Raw genomic sequence first — 17,808 nt, 5'->3', positions numbered from 1 at the left:
GATGAGAGTTAACCGGAATACGGTAATTGATGCTGTAGTTGTTCTGCTTTTCGTTGGAGCGGGCATAGACCACAGACAGACGGTCAGCCATGCCAGCTGGAGAGATAACCTCCATCAGACCGCCAAAACGGTAGCGGCCAGCGCTCTTGTTGCCGTAATTGTCAGCAAAGACAGCGAAGTTTACCTGATCGCCATCTGGAGCAGCCTGGAAATCAACATCACGATAGAGGCCTGCAGCATCGGAGTTATCAATCTGACCGGCAATATTGAAAGTACCTATATCAGAGAGCTTGAGCAGACGCTCATCAAGCTCACCCTCAATAATATCCTTGCCCTCAAGCTCATAGACATCAGTCATGAGGTATTTCATATAGTCATCAGAGACATAGGAGACATTCTCGAGGTTGAAGTTGTTGTACTTCGGATTGACTACGGCAAGGTCTACCCAGCCATCAACAATGCTCTGAGCAGGCAGGTAGGCCTGAGACAGGGTATAGCCCTTATTGCGGTAGAAATCAGTAAAGCTTTCCAGTGCCTGCTGCAGGGTACCGGCATCAAGTGGTGCTCCGCGCAGGTGGTCAACAGAGCTGAGAGCTGCGGCAGTCAGAGCCTTGTCCTCATAGCGTGGAGCAGCTACCAGGCGTACACCCTGCAGGCCGCTGCCAGCGGAGGCCGGTGCAGCGCCAGCAGCGCCGCCTGCGGCTGCAGCACGGAATTGCTCAGCAGCACTGGCACCAGCGCTCCGGGACAGAGCTGCACCGCCATTGAGGGCAGCTACAGGAGCAGATTCTGGACCTTCCTCTATCATTGGGTTGACGCGGCGGGCGTTCTCGGAGGCCTTTTCCTCGGCTGTGGCCAGGCTGGCATCGGTGGCAGTTGTCAGAGCTGGGACAGCTGCCACAGCTGGCAGGGCGCAGCTGCAGTCGCTGTCTGAGCTACATTGCATACCTTCGGTGCCGTCATAGCGGGTGATTTTGACATCGGTAATGGTGAAGTGAGAGAGGGCCTCCTGCTCTACTGCACAGGTACGGTCAGAGAAGGCAGAGTCGCAGCCACCTGTTGCCAGGGTAATACCCTCGGAGCGGCTGGCGCTGTCCTTATAGAAAGTTGCGGCTTCAGTCAGGGCTGAGGCCAGAGTGCTGTCGGAGACGTGGCCGTCTACACGCTCAGGCTCCTGAATGCTCTGAGAGGTCAGTGGGTACGGAGTGCAGGTGCTGGCGGTCTGGCAGCACTGCTGGGCGTGGGCGGAGTGGCTGGAGGCTGCTACGGCCATACCGGCGGTTACAGCGAAGAAACATAAAGCGTTAGTCAGAAAATCGAATTTCATACTTATGCCTGTCTGATTGAAGATTGATGATAAGGGTTAAGGGTCATGCTTTTGTTCATGACCGTGGCCCTATAGTCGCACTCCGTTTTTCAGCTCGATTTTACGAAACAAAAAGAGGCCCAAAAATGGCCCACTTGACAGCCGTTTTTCGTGACCTGGATCACTGTGATATGTACGTAAAAATCAGACAGAAATAAGGTCATATCCGATAAACAAAACAAAACAAAATTTTTTTTGGGTGTGATCAGTAAGGGGGTCACTTTTGTGATGAGTGTCGCAAAAACGCTTACGAACAAAATCAGACAAAATCAGTGTCAATTTGAAGTTGCTCACACTTCTAAAACATAAATCGTGATCCACCTCATGTTTCAAATTCATCGTTTTTCAGCAATTGATAAATATTATCGATAAGCCCAAATCCATCAGACTTTTCAACTGTCAAATCCCATATAAATCAGCATACGTAACACCCCCAGCAGCGCCAAAGTCCCCAAATCATCAAGAACAAAGATAGAAACCTAAACAAACATCAATCTGAAGTGAGCGAAAATCAGTGATTTTTACCCTTAAAGCATCTAATTTCATCTATATGCAAGCTGCTGACTTGCAGTTTTTCCAAAATGCAATTTTTCCATACTCACTCCCACCCTCACATTGACCCCGGCCTCATCCTGGCCACAGGTCATACTACCTGGCAGTGCCGCCTCCAGCGCACAGTACAAAGTAAGCCTCAGCGCCTCAGGGCACCAGCAGCAATGGCTGGCCAATGGCCGTGGCAATGTCTGGGGCAGGGGCAGGGGCATGGGCAGGCTCCTGGAAATGACATGGGCAATGGCTGCATATATATAAGTAGAGGATCTGCTTTACTACTGAGGGCAAGAATGGAAAGCGCGGACAGCGCACCTGAAAATAGAAGGCTCTGACAGCAGGGCTGCAACAGAGTGCATCTGCCGGGTACTGTTCTCAATACTGGTAGAGGCACCCTACGCCCAGAACGGGCAGCTGAGGCTGCGATGTGAGCAGCTGCAGAGGAATGCGGCGTGAGCTGGTACGGGGCAGTGCGGCGTGAGTCTGGTGGAATGGACTGCAGTGATGTTATGCGCAGTGACGCGTTGCGATGTGGGGCGCCGTGCGGCGAAGAGCAGTAAGGGGATGTGAAGCGCCGAAAGGCGATGTAAGCGATGTGAGGTGGCGTGAGGTGGCGTGAGGTGACGTAAGGTGACGTGAGGTGACGTAAGGTGACGTAAGGTGACGTAAGGTGACGTAAGGCGGCGTTAGGCGGCGTGAGGGACGCCAGGCGGCGGCAGGGGCCGGGCGCATGGTGCGGTGCTGCCAGGGCAGCGGAGGGCAGGGATGAAAGTTGGGTTTTTGCCCGGTTCAGGGACAAAAAAGCAGGTGCCGGAGCACCTGCTGATTGGACCTGCTTGTGATATGCAGTGAGGCTTATGGCTGGACTACGCCGCCTTCACTGACATGCTTGCATGCAATAAGGTGATTGCCCCGCTCGACCAGGATCTGCGGATCTTCTTTGAAACGGCAGTTCTCGACAAAGCAGCGGCTGTTGAAGCGGCAGCCCTTTGGCGGATCGATTGGGCTTGGCAGATCGCCCTTGAGCAGAATGCGCTCCTTGCGATTGGTCGGATCAATTACCGGAATAGCTGAAATCAGGGACTTGGTGTAAGGGTGCATAGGGTTGTCGTAGATAGCTTCCTTTGGAGCAACCTCTACCATGGAACCAAGGTACATAACACCGATACGGTCACTGATGTGCTTTACAGCAGCAAGGCCGTGAGCGATAAACAGATAGGTAAGACCAAACTCACTTTTGAGGTCATCAAGCAGATTGAGGATCTGGGCCTGAATGGATACGTCCAGGGCTGATACAGCTTCGTCGCAGACAATCAGACGTGGAGATACGGCAAGAGCACGGGCAATACCGATACGCTGTCTCTGACCGCCAGAGAACTCGTGCGGATAACGGGACTTGTACTGTTTGGCAAGGCCTACGCACTCGAGCAGGTACTCAACACGCTTTGTGATGTCAGCACCGCTGTGAGTCTTATTGACAATCATTGGCTCGGAGATGATCTCCTCAACATTCATACGAGGGTTGAGGGAGGAATATGGATCCTGGAAGATCATCTGGATGTCGCGGGCATACTTGCGGCGCTGATTGCGGGTCAGCTTGCCAAGGTCGACACCGTTGTAGAGGATTTCACCCTGAGTAGGCTTGTACAGGCCGGCAATCATCTTGCCCAGGGTGGTCTTGCCACAGCCTGACTCACCTACGAGACCAAAGCACTCGCCCTTGTGGATGTCGAGGGTGAGATTGTCTACAGCCTTGAGGTAGCTGGTCTTGCTGTTAAGAAAGCCGCTCTTGATTTCAAAGTGCTTGCACAGACCCTTGATGGATAAGAGCACCTCTTTGTTATCGCTGCTGCCTGGGGCAGCTGCTGCATTATCAGGCTGAGCTGGAGCCTGAGCATTTTCTGCAGCGACGGATTTATCTTGAATATCAGTCATGATGGTCTCTTGTTCTGTCAGGCCTGAGAGGCGGTTGAGTAGTTGATGCAGCGTACCTTGCGATCACCCATGGTAACGAGATCAGGCAGACGGGCGCGGCATTCCTCACGGGCGTGCTCGCAGCGGTCAGCAAAGGCGCATCCGGCTGGAACTTCCTCTGGAGGTGGAACCATGCCCGGAATCATGAACAGGCGCTCGCTCTGACCGTCAAGGCGTGGAATGGACTTGAGCAGGCCATTGCTGTAAGGGTGCTTAGGATCGGTAAGAATATCGGCTGTGGTGCCCTGTTCAACAATACGGCCGCAGTACATGACAGCAACGCGGTCAGCAGCCTCGGCTACCACACCAAGGTCGTGGGTAATGAGCAACACGGAAATATTGAACTGCTCACGCATGCGGTAAATCAGGTCCAGAATCTGAGCCTGAATGGTTACGTCCAGAGCTGTGGTTGGCTCATCGGCAATGAGCAGCTTTGGCTGACAGGCCATAGCCATGGCAATCATGATGCGCTGACGCATACCGCCTGACATCTGGTGAGGATAGTCCTTGATGCGCCTGGCAGGGTTAGGGATACCCACTGTGTCCATGATGTGCAGCAGCTTCTCATGGGCTTCCTTGCGGGAGAGCCTGGTGTGCAGACGAATGTTCTCAAGAATCTGATCACCTACGGTGAAGATAGGATTGAGAGAGGTCATAGGCTCCTGGAAGATCATGGAGATGCGGTTACCACGGATCTGCTGCATTTTGCGCTCGCTCAGATCCAGCAGATTGACGCCGTCAAACATGATCTTTGAGCCTTCAACTACACGACCGTTGGAGTTGAGCAGACCCATGATGGACAGGGAGGTTACGGACTTGCCTGAACCGGACTCACCTACCAGGGCCAGAATCTCACCCTTGCCAATGCTGAAGCTGACATCGCGAATAGCGCGAACCTTGCCACGACGGGTGGTGAACTCAGTTGTCAGGTTTTCTACTTCCAATAACATCTTTATTCTCCTCCTAGCGGCGTCTTGAACGTGGGTCCAGGGCATCACGCAGACCGTCGCCAAAGAGGTTGAAGGCAAGCACGGTAATGGTGATGGCAAGGCCTGGGAAGATCAGGGTATGCGGTGCAGAGAAAATGAAGCTGCGGGAACGGGCCAGCATGTCACCCCACTCGGCATATGGAGGCTGAACGCCCAGACCGAGGAAGCCCAGAGCTGCAGTATCGAGTACGGCTACGGAAATACCCAGAGTGGCACGAACCACAATAGGGGAAGTGATGTTTGGCAGGATGTGACGCAGGATGATGCGCATGTTGGAATCACCGGTCACAATGGCAGCCTGAATATAGTCATTGGCCTTTACTGACATCACGCAGGAGCGGGCGATACGGGCATACTCAGGGATGGATACCAGACCGATAGCCAGAACAGCCTTGTCAAGACCGCGACCCATGGCTGCCATGAAGGCAATGGCCAGCAGGATTGATGGCACGGACAGAATAACGTCCATCAGTCGCATCAGGTAGTTATCAAGACGGCCACCGTAGAAACCGCCCATGGCACCTAAGATTGTACCTACTACCAGGGAAATGGACACTGCGGCCAGACCGACGCTTAAGGAGATCTTGGTGCCGTCAAGCACACGGGAGAAGATGTCGCGGCCCAGCTGATCAGTACCAAACCAGTGCTCGGCACATGGGGCGATAAAGGCCTTGTCCATGTCAGCAAGGTTAGGATCGTAAGGCAGGATATTGATGCCCATGGCCTGGGTAATGGTCAGAGTTACGGCAATGGCAACCAGCAGGGCAATGATAATCATGCCCAGCAGCGCGGCCTTGTTGGAGGCCAGCGAGGCCCACATATCGCCAAGGTGTGAAGAACGTGGTTTCTTTAAAACTGCATCAGTCATTATGCCTGGCCCTCTGCACCGTACTTAACACGTGGATCGAGTGCTGCGTAAAGCAGATCAACAATCAGGTTCATGAAAACGAAAATAAAGGCCACGATTAATACAACAGCCTGAATAACAGGGAAGTCAGAACGCATGATGCTCTCTACAGAGTAGGCACCAATGCCTGGCCAGGAGAATACGGTCTCGGTCAGCACGGCACCGGAGAGCAGGCTGCCAAACTGCAGACCGATAACGGTAATGATAGGCAGCAGGGCATTGCGGAAAGCGTGACGGCCGATGACGCTGACCGGGCTTAAGCCCTTGGCGCGGGCAGTGCGGATATAGTCCTGGTGGAGCACATCGAGCATGCTGGAGCGGGTCATACGGGTGATGATGGCCATGGAATAGCATGCCAGGGTGATGGCAGGCAGAGCAGCGTGCTGCAGAGCGTTAAAGAAGGCTTCCCAGTCACCAATGATGAAGGTGTCGTACAGGTAGAAGCCGGTGCCGTCATATGGTCTTAACAGGGTGTCGATACGACCGCCTGATGGTACCCAGTGCAGAATTCCTGAAAACAGAATGATAAGCAGCATACCAAGCCAGAAAACAGGCATGGATACGCCCACCAGAGCTGTGGTCATGGTGAAGTTATCGATAAAGGAGTTCTTCTTTACAGCTGAGATTACACCGAAAATCACGCCTACTATGGAGGCAATGATGATGGCCAGAACGGCCAGTTCAATGGTGGCAGGCAGACGGGCCATAATCTCAGTGGTTACCGGGGTATTGGTAAAGAAGGAAGTACCAAAGTCGCCATGGAACATGGCAACCATGTAATTCCAGTACTGAGTCAGAACAGGCTCATTAAAGCCCATGCTTTCACGCCAGGCATTGATAGCCTCAGTAGTGGCGTGCTGGCCAAGAACGATGAGAGCCGGATCCGGAGAGAACACTCTCATAATCAGGAAGACTAGGATAGAGACGCAGAATAATACTGGAATCAGCATTAACAAGCGCTTTAAGAGATATAACAGCACAAGCTTGTCCTCATATGCACATGAACAGTCAATGTCATACCTGCCGGTCCAGGGCAGGCAAGCCCGACATCAGCCAGCAAAACAAAAACGCCGGCCCGGCCCCACCGGCAAGCAGCCAGAGCCGCTGCCTGGAGAAAGCCAGAGGTCCTGTCCCTGAGCAAAGCATTTGCGCACTGCAGCCAGCCACCAGACAAAAAAGTAAGGGGCCAACAGCTGCCTTGCCGTGCTATGCCTTGCAAGCCAGCGCTTTGCAAGCCTGCGCCTTGCAGCGCCATGCAAGCTAACGCCATGGAGCGCCATGCAAGCTAACGCCATGGAGCGCCATGCAAGCTAACGCCATGGAGCGCCATGCAAGCTAACGCCATGGAGCGCAACGCAATGCTGCGCCATGCCATTATGGGCAGACCATATCGGGGAACACATTGAGCCATGTGTAGAGCTGTGGAAAATGATAATCAAGAAAAATACAGAGCTGTGCAGGTGCTTCAGTATCACAGAGCACTGATAGCGGCCGTGGCCGTCATATCAAGCATAGGACATGGAGGAGGGGTAGGAAGTATCAGGCCCGGACCTGAGCTCATTGCTCTTACCGGGCAGGCTGCAGCACACCTTACAGCAAGGCCGTTACCGGCTGGTGCACAGGTGCGGGCACGCCTCAGGCAAAAGACCTTTTAAGAGGCCTTCTGGCATGTGAACAGATCCTTATCAGGCTGACGGGACATGATGTCCACTGTCTGCAGGCCTTATCCTCAACCGCCCCGCACGGGGCAGCTGCAATGCCGTGACATTGCATGTGAGGCTTATCCTGCAAAAGGCAACTTCAGGGGAGCCTTTTACAGTGACAGGGCGCAGCATTTTCTCTTCTGGTCTGCCCCTGCCTGAGTGCAGGGCGCAAAGCCTGGATACATCTTTATGTCTGAAAGGAAAATCTGCGGCCGGTACGGGGAGAATCAGGTGGTTGTGGCACCTGATATATCCTGAAAACTTACAGCTATAACACTCTGGCTATAGACTGATGCCTGACCCAACTGACTGACGCACTCTTCGTCCGGGTATGGCAGCCAGACTCAAGACAGCTGTAACCTCAAACCCGTATTCCCACATTGTTCCGGACGCAGGCTGTACACAGTAAGCCGTAGCAGTACTTAAGATACTGCCGCCCCTGTGGGCCTGCCTATGCTCGCGCAAAAAGCCGGAAATAAAAGCGAAGACTGACGCTGCCACACAGCTGATAAGTACAGGGAGCAGTAAGCAGGCAGGGCAGCGGGCACGAGCCCGGAGCCGGGCCGTAATAATCCACCATCATCTTTCCTGCTGCCAGCCCGCTATCCCCACAGCTTCAGGCCTGGGGAGTCACTATCAGATGCAGCATCGGGTGTCTGCCCCTCATGGCAGAAAAGAACACCCGGCGTCAGGCATATGCAGACAGCAAGGGGAGGCCCCACCTGGACGGTCCACATAAATGCGTCATTTTGTGTCTTTCTTATGCAACGAAAAAAGCTGCTCGCACTTTTTTTAAAATAAAAGCGCGATTGATATCACGAACAGCTCATTTTTCTCTTGATAGCAAAAACAAATCATTATAGCAAAAACGGTTATGATTGCTGACAACGTTTGTCATATGGCCAAACCACCCGTCCAGCAATAAAATATCCCTCAGCTGTCGCATTCCTGTCGCATTTATTTGAAGAACACCAAATTCCCGCCCTCGCAATTGCATGCGCGCTCCATCAGATCATTCCACAGGCAAAGGCCACGTTATCAGGCCCCGACGCCTCTCTCCCCACAATGAGCCAGCCGCTCAGGCCCTGCACTTTGCTGGTGCATAAAAAATCCCGCCATCAGCACTGCAAACGTATTCACCCTAAACCTGCAAAATCATGCGTATTTTAAACCGGCGGCACTCCTCCGGTCCTCAGCCAGCCAAAACAGCCTTTACTCAGAGCACATCAATCTTTAACAGGGCAAAAAACAGTACCTCCACACCCGGACGCCGGGCAGGGCATCGGGGCGGACGCTGTCCGCCCGGGCCAGAGCGCCAGACCTGCCGAACAGCCACCCGCATCCACCCGCAGCCACCCACAGCCTGGTCCCCAAAGACCAGGAAGTCACTCCATGGCAATGTTTGGGGAATGTGAAAAATAAGGGAAATATTTTGCCAAAGTAATTGAGCTCTTTTTTGAATAGTGTATAATCTTCGGGCCCCTCTAATCGAGTTATCTGGATTCCCACCCACATGATTCGATGCAGGTATGATATAAATGCCTGTTTTTTTGAGTTCAGCACAGTTTCGCTGAATGTTTTAAAGGATTCCATCCTTCAAAATATAAAGGGTTTTTTAATGAAAACTTTCGTAGCCAAGCCATCTACCATCAAGCGTGATTGGTTTGTAGTAGACGCAACCGACCTGACCTTAGGCCGCGTTGCCACTGAAATTGCAACCCGTCTGCGTGGTAAGCACAAGCCAGAGTACACCCCATTCATGGACACCGGTGACTACATCATCGTCATCAATGCTTCCAAGATCAAGGTTACCGGCAACAAGGCCCAGGACAAGATTTACTATCACCACACTGGTTATCCAGGCGGCATCAAGGCTGAGTCCTTTGAGAAGTTAATCGCCCGTAAGCCAGAGCAGGTTTTAGAGACTGCTGTTCGCGGCATGCTGCCAAAGGGTCCTCTGGGTCGCGCTATGTTCCGCAAGCTCAAGGTATATGCTGGTGAGACTCACAATCATGGTGCTCAACAGCCTCAGGAACTTAAGTTATAAGGAGCAATAGCAAATGGCTGCAATTCAGTACTACGGCACCGGTCGCCGTAAGAACTCCACTGCCCGCGTATTCATCAAGCAGGGCGATGGCAAGATGACTATCAATGGTCGCACCCTCGAGCAGTACTTCGGTCGTCCAACCGCCCGCATGGTTGTTGCTCAGCCTTTAGAGCTCCTCGACCTCAATGGCAAGTTTGATATCTACGTAACCGTATCCGGTGGTGGTATCTCCGGCCAGGCAGGCGCTATCCGTCACGGTTTAACCCGTGCTTTAATGCAGTACGACGAGAGCTTCCGTCCAGCTTTACGTAAGGCAGGCTACGTCACCCGTGACGCCCGTTCTGTTGAGCGTAAGAAGGTTGGCTTACACAAGGCCCGTAAGCGTCCACAGTACTCAAAGCGTTAATCAGAGTACAGATATCCTGCCCCAGGGCAGGGTATTGGGGGATATGGCAGGTCCATATCCCTCCCTACGCAAAAAACCCCGCTTTGTTCCCACGAAGCGGGGTTTTTTATTCTCCAGCCCCCCAAAAAAAACCGCACCCAGCCCAAAATCCCTTCCCGGATCGCCGATCCCCTCCAACAGCGGTGCATCAGGGCTCTCTCGACCGCCTCTACCATCTGGCTAATCTGAAATCATTGCTCTGAGCTCGTCACCGGTACGATAGCACCTGCTACCTTATCCGGAGGCCAGCCCCAAATGAATCAGTAGCGGACATCATAGGCACGCGCTGCTATGCGCCTGCTCTCTAATCTCAATTGGTAACTTCCATAAATTAAAAACTGCACCTCAATGAACCATTTCTGATGCTATATGAAATGTCCACATTGAGGGGGTGTAAACCACCAGTGAATCAAAATTTCAAAACTATGAGATGTGTCGCTAGAAGTGGCAGGCAAAAAGCTGCAAAACTAGCAGCATGAACAAAGAAAAATTAATGCCTGCCACGGGCTTGAATTATAGTGGAATCTCGGATTCTGGAATAGAACCAACCCCTAATTGTGCATGGCTGCCCCTGGTGCGTCACGCGCACCGATCTCGGATATATTTTCCTCAATATATTGAAATGCGATATAGATCAGATCCGTCAATATTAGTGGCACCTGCGTTGCATGGAATGATTTAAATGCTGCAGTATGTCAAATTATGCTTTGACGTAACTGCACCTGTGCTTATGAGAGAAGAAATACAGACAGAGAGGAAGAGAATATGGCACTTTATGTTAATACGAACGTCAGTTCCATCAATGCTCAGAGGAAGCTGAGTAATGCCACTTTAAACCTGAATGTCTCCTACCAGAGACTGTCATCAGGTCTGCGTATTAACTCTGCCAAAGACGATGCAGCAGGCTTGCAGATCGCCGACCGACTGACCTCTCAGATCAATGGCCTCAATCAGGGTAACCGTAACACCAACGACGGTATCGCCCTTGCCCAGACTATCGAAGGCGCCCTGGACGAAACCACCAACATGCTCCAGCGCATCCGCGTGCTTGCTGTACAGGCAGCCAACGGCACAAACTCCGAGGCTGACCGTAAAGCTCTTCAGGAAGAAGTAACCCAGCTCTCGGCTGAAATCACCCGTATTGCTGAGCAGACCACATTCGCTGGCCAGCTGGTTTTAAACGGCCCTAAAGACAAGAACAAAAATCCTAACAGCCTAATCCCAAGTGTAGCTAATAATAAAGGCGGTGCACTTGTCTTCCAGGTAGGTGCCAATGCAGGAAACACCCTTAATCTGCAATGGACTTCTGCATTCACCATGCTCGGCTTAGCCTCTCAGGCAAAATTTAATACTCCTGTTGCAAATGCTGCAGCTCAAGGTCTCATTAAATCAGTAGCTGGTAATGTCACAACAATACGATGGACTGTATCAACTGCAGCTTATGCAACCAATACCCTTGCCAACATCGACAAGGCTATTCAGGCCGTAGATTCCAAGCGTGCTGCGCTTGGTGCTCTCCAAAATCGTATGGAAAGTACTATCCGTAACCAGGCTAATATCTCTGAAAATCAGTCCGATGCCCGCAGTCGCATAAGAGACACAGACTTCGCATCTGAAACTGCAGCTCTGACCCAGAACAACATCATCCAGCAGGCCTCCCAGTCCGTGCTGGCCCAGGCTAACCAGCGTCCTACCATTGCGCTGAGCTTACTGGGAAGATAGCCGTACAAATATCTTCTCTCTTTATATTAAAGCGGGCCTCAGTGCCCGCTTTTTGGCTTCTATGGGGCAATATGATTCCAGTTATATATTGAAAGAGCGATATATATCAGGTTTATCAGAATATATGGCCTGTCCGTTGCAAGAGGGTACTTGAATAGTGCGGAGTGTCAATCTTATGTATGAGGCATACACTCAGCGCAGCAAATAAAGAGAGACAATTGAGATAGAAAGGACGAGATTATGGCTCTTTACGTTAATACGAACGTCAGCTCCATCAATGCTCAGAGGAAGCTGAGTAATGCGACCTTAAACCTGAATACCTCCTACCAGAGACTGTCCTCAGGTCTGCGTATTAACTCTGCCAAGGACGACGCAGCAGGCCTGCAAATCTCCGACCGACTGACCTCTCAGATCAATGGCCTCAATCAGGGTAACCGTAACACCAACGACGGTATCGCCCTGGCCCAGACCATTGAAGGCGCGCTGGACGAAACCACCAACATGCTGCAGCGTATTCGTGTGCTGGCAGTCCAGTCCGCTAACGGCACCAACTCCCAGGCCGACCGCAAGGCACTTCAGGAAGAAGTAACCCAGCTCTCTGCCGAAATCACCCGTATTGCTCAGCAGACCACCTTTGCTGGACAACTGGTACTCAATGGTCCTAGGGACAAACAGAACAACCCAAACAGCCTTATCCCAAGTGTTGCTAATAACAAGGGCGGTGAGCTGGCTTTCCAGGTAGGCGCCAATGCTGGAAATACTCTCAATCTTATCTGGAGAGACGCTTTTACCCTTAGTGGTATTGCTGATATGGCTAATATTAAGCAAGCCGATATTGATAACAAAGGTAAAAAGGGCATTGTGCTTTCAACAAATGGTAACAACAAAACCATTCGTTTTGGTGTTTGTACCGCAGAGGTTGCTACTAACACACTTGCTAACATCGATGCGCTGATTCAGGCTGTTGATTCCAAGCGTGCCGGACTTGGTGCTCTCCAAAATCGTATGGAAAGCACTATCCGTAATCAGGCCAATATCTCTGAAAATCAGTCCGATGCCCGCAGCCGCATAAGAGACACAGACTTCGCCTCTGAAACTGCAGCTCTGACTCAGAACAACATCATTCAGCAGGCATCCCAGTCCGTGCTGGCCCAGGCTAACCAGCGTCCTACCATTGCGCTGAGCCTGCTGGGCAGATAACCATTTAGATATATCTTTTCTTATTATCCAAAAGCGGGCCTTGTGCCCGCTTTTTTGTTGCTCAAGCCTGGTTTACACAAGGATTTTAGAGCTGCAATTGCCAGATGGCACACTGAATTGCAACAAATGCGATGCTGACGGGTCTTTATGATATCAATGGCACCGGCGTTGCATGGGGTTATTTCAATAACGCAGTATGTCAAACCAGTGTTGTGGCATAGCTGCCCTATGGAAAAGAGAGAAAGAATCCAGAGAGTAAGGAGGAGATTATGGCCCTTTACGTTAACACGAACGTCAGCTCCATCAATGCCCAAAGAAAGCTTAGTAATGCGACTTTAAACCTGAATACCTCCTACCAGAGACTGTCCTCAGGTCTGCGTATTAACTCTGCCAAGGACGACGCAGCAGGCCTGCAAATCTCCGACCGACTGACCTCTCAGATTAACGGCCTCAATCAGGGTAACCGTAACACCAACGACGGTATCGCCCTGGCCCAGACCATTGAAGGTGCGCTGGACGAAACCACCAACATGCTGCAGCGTATTCGTGTGCTGGCAGTCCAGTCCGCCAACGGCACCAACTCTGCTGCAGACCGTAAGGCTCTGCAGGAAGAAGTAACCCAGCTCTCTGCTGAAATCACCCGTATTGCTCAGCAGACCACCTTTGCTGGCCAGCTGGTGTTAAATGGCCCTAAGAACAACACTAATAATAAAAACAGCCTTATTCCAAGTGTCGCTAACAACAAGGGTGGTGAGCTGGTTTTCCAGGTAGGCGCCAATGCCGGAAATACTCTCAACCTCGTATGGAAAGATGCCTTTACACTTAGTGGCATTGCCGATATGGCCAGCATTAAGGCTGGTGATATTGATGGCACAGGTAAAAAGGGAATTGTCAAATCAGGCGCTAATGTAATTCGATTTGGTGTATGTACTGCAGAAGTAGCTACTAACACCCTTGCTAATATTGATGCGCTGATCCAGGCTGTTGATTCCAAGCGCGCTGGACTTGGTGCTCTCCAAAATCGTATGGAAAGCACTATCCGCAATCAGGCTAATATCTCTGAAAATCAGTCCGATGCCCGCAGCCGCATAAGAGACACAGACTTCGCCTCTGAGACTGCAGCTCTGACTCAGAACAACATCATTCAGCAGGCTTCCCAGTCTGTGCTGGCCCAGGCTAACCAGCGTCCTACCATTGCGCTGAGCCTGCTGGGCAGATAACCAGTTAGATATATCTTTTCTTATTATCCAAAAGCGGGCCTTGTGCCCGCTTTTTAGCTCATGAGAATAAGGATTTAGTGGCGGTCAAATGGACTGCCCCTTCAAGCACAAAGCCCGCAGCTGTATTTCTACAGTGCGGGCTTTGCTGTCTTTGGAGCCTTGCAGGGCGGGAGCGCCCTGCAGGACCTGGCCTTGCCGACTGGCCCTGGCAAGGGCCATGGCCTGGGCCTGGCTGTGGCCTGTCAGGCTTACTGAACCGGGCGGCTGGTGCTCAGCTGTACCCACATTGGGGCCATTTCAATCATGTTCTTGTCACCAAGCTGCAGGTCGCCGCTGATGCCGTGGAGGACATCATTCTTGTCGCGGGAGAGCTTGTTGAGGTTAAAGGACAGATTGATGGAGTCGTAGGCGGCAGCAAAAATACGCTGTACCTGGCTGTCTGCCTCTGGCAAGGTGGCCATCAGGTCACTCTTGAGGGCGCTGTCGGTAAGCAGCCAAGGCATGTCACCAAGCCAGGCACCGGCAAGAGCTACCTCACTGGCGCTGTGGTTCAGGCCCATGTAGCTGCGGTCGGTCAGATACAGAGGGGTATTGTCTGGCAGTGATGGACGTACCTTGATAACTTCGCTGGCTGTAGCATTGATGTAGATAGAGTCAGCATTGTTGAGAGGGCAGGTAGTCAGAGCTGCTCTGACATTGTTAATGTCCTGGAAGCGGCAGGCTACGGCTGCGCTGGAGCTGGCCTTCTGCCATACCTCGTTGAAGCCGCCAATGGCGCGCTGGCCACGGGTGGTTTCAGGGGCAATGACTACAGGGCGGGTGTGGCCGTCGTGATAAATCTTGGAGGCAGCCAGGGCACCCTCATAATCAGGGCCAAGGTTGAAGAAGTAGAACTGGGCACGCTCGGAGGCTGGCTGGTTGAATACCACTGTAGGCAGCTTGATATTGCTTTCAATCAGGGCATCTACCTCAGGCTTGAGGATAGGTCCGATGATGAAGTTGGTGCCGTTCTGACCAAGGGCTGAGGCAATCTCGGCAATGGTCATGCGGTTGGTATCGTAGAAGGTAACCTTGAGCTTGCTGTTACGATCCTGCAGGGCGGCGACAATACCAAGGCGGGCAGGCTCACCTACGCTTGCTGCAAAGCGGCCGGTAAGTGGCAGCAGTACAGCCAGGCGGTCACCTTCCTTTAAGGAAACAATGGTTTCATCGTCGGTCTCAACAGCCTCAACACTGCGGCCTTCGGCAATCTTCTTTACTGCAAAGGCCAGAGGATGATCGTCGTAGTTGCCAAGCCAGGTCCTGGCCAGCTGCTGCTTGAGACGGGGGCTCTTGGAGGAGTCGAGCAGGGCGTAGTCGATAAAGCCCTTGATGTTCTGATCGGTGTTCTTGTTGAGCTGAACAGTCAGTTCTGATGCTGGCAGCTGCTGGAGATTGCTGACAATCTGCATGGCAACAGTCTTGCGGGCATCAGGGGTAACGAGACTGAGCAGGGCGTTCTTGTGCTCTACAGCCTTGAGCAAGTGGGTTACACGGCGGCTTTCGTTGTAGAGGTTGAGCTCAACATTGGAAATGAGCTGATAGTAGAAAGAGGCAACAGGCTTGGACAGGGCTGTAGCGTTAATCTTGTTGAGGGCAAAGAGGGCATCGGTGTTCTTGGCCTGATGCATGTAGAGCAGGCCCTCGATAATGGTGGACTCATCACGCTGCATTGGGGTGATAGCCTCAGCCTGCATGTTGGCAATCAGACCGGCAGCAGTCTGGTAGTCGCGGGCAACAATGGCGCTGCGGGCCAGCAAGATCATGGCTGGGAAACGGGAGTCCTTGTCAGCCTCGGCCAGCATCTTCTGATACTCTGCCTGAGACATGGTCAGCTGACTGAAAGCCATGGCAGTAGTAATAGCCTGGCTGCCTGAATCGCTGGTAACCGAACAGGCGGAAATAGTCAGGGATAAAGCCAGAGCAAGGGCACTGACCTTGAGTTTGCGGGTAAGAGAATGACGTGACACGTTGCTGGTCCTACTTTCCTGCTAATGCGAAAACTGTAAATCTGCAGAGCGGCTGTGAGTCCGCATTGTCCTCCTCAGCAAAGGATGCGTCCTGGCAGATATAAGCATGCAAAAGACACAGCGCACCGGGAGGGGCGGAAAATCAGGCAGTTGTCCGGCTCATGAGGGACGGGCCAAGGGCGAAACACAGCGGTGTTCCGGCCTGCAAATAAAAGGGCGGCATCCGGCTTGAAAAAGGGCAAAAAGCCCGTAAACAGGCACCGCAGGCCCGAAAAATATGATAGCACAAAGCGCCTTTATACCATACGTTGCCCCAAAGAGACCACAGGGTCTAATGGGCAGGCATAATCAGGGCGTCGTGTGCTGCACGGACCTGGTGGGCCAGAATACTTTAGCTGGTGCCGGTCCCGTGCATATGGCCGTTAACTGGCATTGCTCTTTGCTGTCAGCATCAGTCATGTACCTGGTCATATCCTGCATGGCAGTCCTGCAGTCAGGTCTGATTGCCAGGTATTATCACTTTGTGCAGGGCCGTAAGTATGGGCGTGCCGTCAGTGGCTGCGGGCAGCTGTAAGCAAAGGTGCTAAAATAGGCGGGCCTGACAGGACGTGCGCCAGCGCAGTCTGCGGCACAGGTGGCAGATAACCATGAGCCTGCAGGTGCGGGCGCCGGTGACTGTATCTGTCTGTTTTTTGAGGCTTGAGAGGTCTTAGGCATGATTGAAAGTGCTCTTTACATTGTTCCTACCCCTATAGGAAATCTTGAGGATATCACCCTGCGTGCCATTGAGGTGTTAAAGAGCGCTACGCTGATAGCTGCCGAGGATACCAGGCATTCTCGTATCCTGCTCGACCGCCTTGGTATTGGTCAGGTACGTCTTATCAGCTGTAATGACCACAATGAGGCTGAAAGAGCCGAAATTATCGCCTCAGAGGTGGAAAAGGGCGGAACTGTAGCTCTGATTTCCGATGCCGGCACTCCCATGATTTCCGACCCGGGCTACAAGCTGGTATCAGCTCTGTCCGATCGTGGAGTAAAGGTTGTGCCGCTGCCAGGACCATGCGCCGCCATCACTGCCCTGTGTGCCTCAGCCCTGCCTACCGACCGTTTCCTCTTTATGGGCTTCCTGCCGGTAAAGGAAAAGGAGCTTGGTGACCGCCTCGAGCAGATAAGGCTGTGTGACACCACAGTAGTGTTCTACGAAAGTCCACGCCGCATCATGAACACTCTCACCCGTCTTGCTCAGATGGAACCGGGCCGCAGACTGGCTCTGTGCCGTGAAATGACCAAGACCTTTGAGACCATTTACCGCAGCACCGCTCAGGAGCTCGTTGAGTACCTCACAGAGCACAGCGATGAGGTGCGCGGTGAGTTCGTGCTGATAGTAGGTCCTCATGAAAGCACAGAGGCCGATGAGGAGCTGTCAGATAAGGCCAAAGATGCACTGCGCCGCATGATTCCAGCCATGAAGGTCAAAGAGGCCTGCCAGCTGGTAGCCGAGCTTACAGGTGAGAGCAAGAATCGCCTGTACGACTTTGCTCTGACCTTGAAAGAGCAGCGCTAAGCACTGTCAGCCCTCCAGCTGCTCTGCCTGGTTACTGTGCGGGCGCTGCCAGCCTGAGCTGCAGCTGCTGGAGGCACTGCCCTGGCAGGTGCCACTGGCCTCTGCCCCAGGCA

General features: G+C 52.5%; 12 protein-coding genes. 6 read left to right on the top strand and 6 right to left on the bottom strand.

Going from position 1 to position 17,808, the window contains the following annotated elements:
• The 5 genes from MXE41_RS05555 to MXE41_RS05535 form a co-directional block, all read right to left on the bottom strand.
• The coding region (locus MXE41_RS05555; protein WP_247099657.1) for a POTRA domain-containing protein at positions 1-1,327 on the bottom strand (1,327 nt) is incomplete at its 3' end.
• 1,443 nt (positions 1,328-2,770) lie between these two features.
• Positions 2,771-3,850 (bottom strand): oligopeptide/dipeptide ABC transporter ATP-binding protein, encoded by a 1,080-nt coding sequence (locus MXE41_RS05550; protein WP_246978676.1) that lies wholly within the window; start codon positions 3,848-3,850, stop codon positions 2,771-2,773.
• A gap of 17 nt (positions 3,851-3,867) precedes the next feature.
• Positions 3,868-4,839 carry an ABC transporter ATP-binding protein gene (locus MXE41_RS05545; RefSeq protein WP_247099656.1) on the bottom strand — a complete coding sequence of 324 codons (972 nt, stop codon included), beginning with the start codon at positions 4,837-4,839 and terminating at the stop codon, positions 3,868-3,870.
• Between the two features lie 13 nt (positions 4,840-4,852).
• A complete protein-coding gene (locus MXE41_RS05540) occupies positions 4,853-5,746 on the bottom strand; it encodes an ABC transporter permease (RefSeq protein ID WP_246978674.1) in 894 nt (297 codons plus the stop codon).
• Entirely contained in the window at positions 5,746-6,765 is a 1,020-nt protein-coding gene (locus tag MXE41_RS05535; protein WP_246978673.1) for an ABC transporter permease, read from the bottom strand. The genes MXE41_RS05540 and MXE41_RS05535 overlap by 1 nt, the downstream gene beginning before the upstream one ends.
• A 2,341-nt stretch (positions 6,766-9,106) precedes the next feature.
• Between MXE41_RS05535 and rplM the strand changes: the two genes are divergently transcribed.
• The 5 genes from rplM to MXE41_RS05510 all read left to right on the top strand — a co-directional run bounded on the left by rplM (position 9,107) and on the right by MXE41_RS05510 (position 14,122).
• On the top strand, positions 9,107-9,535 hold the full coding sequence (rplM, locus tag MXE41_RS05530) for a 50S ribosomal protein L13 (protein WP_246978672.1): 429 nt from the start codon (positions 9,107-9,109) through the stop codon (positions 9,533-9,535).
• Between the two features lie 13 nt (positions 9,536-9,548).
• Positions 9,549-9,941, top strand: coding sequence for a 30S ribosomal protein S9 (gene rpsI / locus MXE41_RS05525; RefSeq protein WP_246978671.1), 393 nt, complete (start codon positions 9,549-9,551; stop codon positions 9,939-9,941).
• 804 nt (positions 9,942-10,745) lie between these two features.
• Positions 10,746-11,702, top strand: a complete 957-nt coding sequence (locus tag MXE41_RS05520) for a flagellin (protein WP_247099655.1) — start codon at positions 10,746-10,748, stop codon at positions 11,700-11,702.
• 240 nt (positions 11,703-11,942) lie between these two features.
• Positions 11,943-12,902 carry a flagellin gene (locus MXE41_RS05515; protein WP_247099654.1) on the top strand — a complete coding sequence of 320 codons (960 nt, stop codon included), beginning with the start codon at positions 11,943-11,945 and terminating at the stop codon, positions 12,900-12,902.
• A gap of 269 nt (positions 12,903-13,171) precedes the next feature.
• The gene (locus tag MXE41_RS05510) at positions 13,172-14,122 is read left to right on the top strand and encodes a flagellin (protein ID WP_247099653.1); all 951 of its coding nucleotides are present in this window, start codon (positions 13,172-13,174) and stop codon (positions 14,120-14,122) included.
• A 248-nt stretch (positions 14,123-14,370) separates the two neighbouring features.
• Here the strand turns inward: MXE41_RS05510 and MXE41_RS05505 are convergent, their stop codons facing one another.
• Positions 14,371-16,131, bottom strand: coding sequence for a penicillin-binding protein activator (locus MXE41_RS05505; RefSeq protein WP_247099652.1), 1,761 nt, complete (start codon positions 16,129-16,131; stop codon positions 14,371-14,373).
• A 715-nt stretch (positions 16,132-16,846) separates the two neighbouring features.
• Between MXE41_RS05505 and rsmI the strand changes: the two genes are divergently transcribed.
• Positions 16,847-17,695, top strand: a complete 849-nt coding sequence (gene rsmI / locus MXE41_RS05500; RefSeq protein WP_247099650.1) for a 16S rRNA (cytidine(1402)-2'-O)-methyltransferase — start codon at positions 16,847-16,849, stop codon at positions 17,693-17,695.
• The last annotated feature ends 113 nt before the right edge of the window (positions 17,696-17,808 follow it).

It is taken from the genome of Anaerobiospirillum sp. NML120449, assembly GCF_023051105.1.
Classification (GTDB): domain Bacteria; phylum Pseudomonadota; class Gammaproteobacteria; order Enterobacterales; family Succinivibrionaceae; genus Anaerobiospirillum.
The sequence above is the reverse complement of the archived record's forward strand: the minus strand, read 5'-3'. Positions and strand labels throughout refer to the sequence as shown.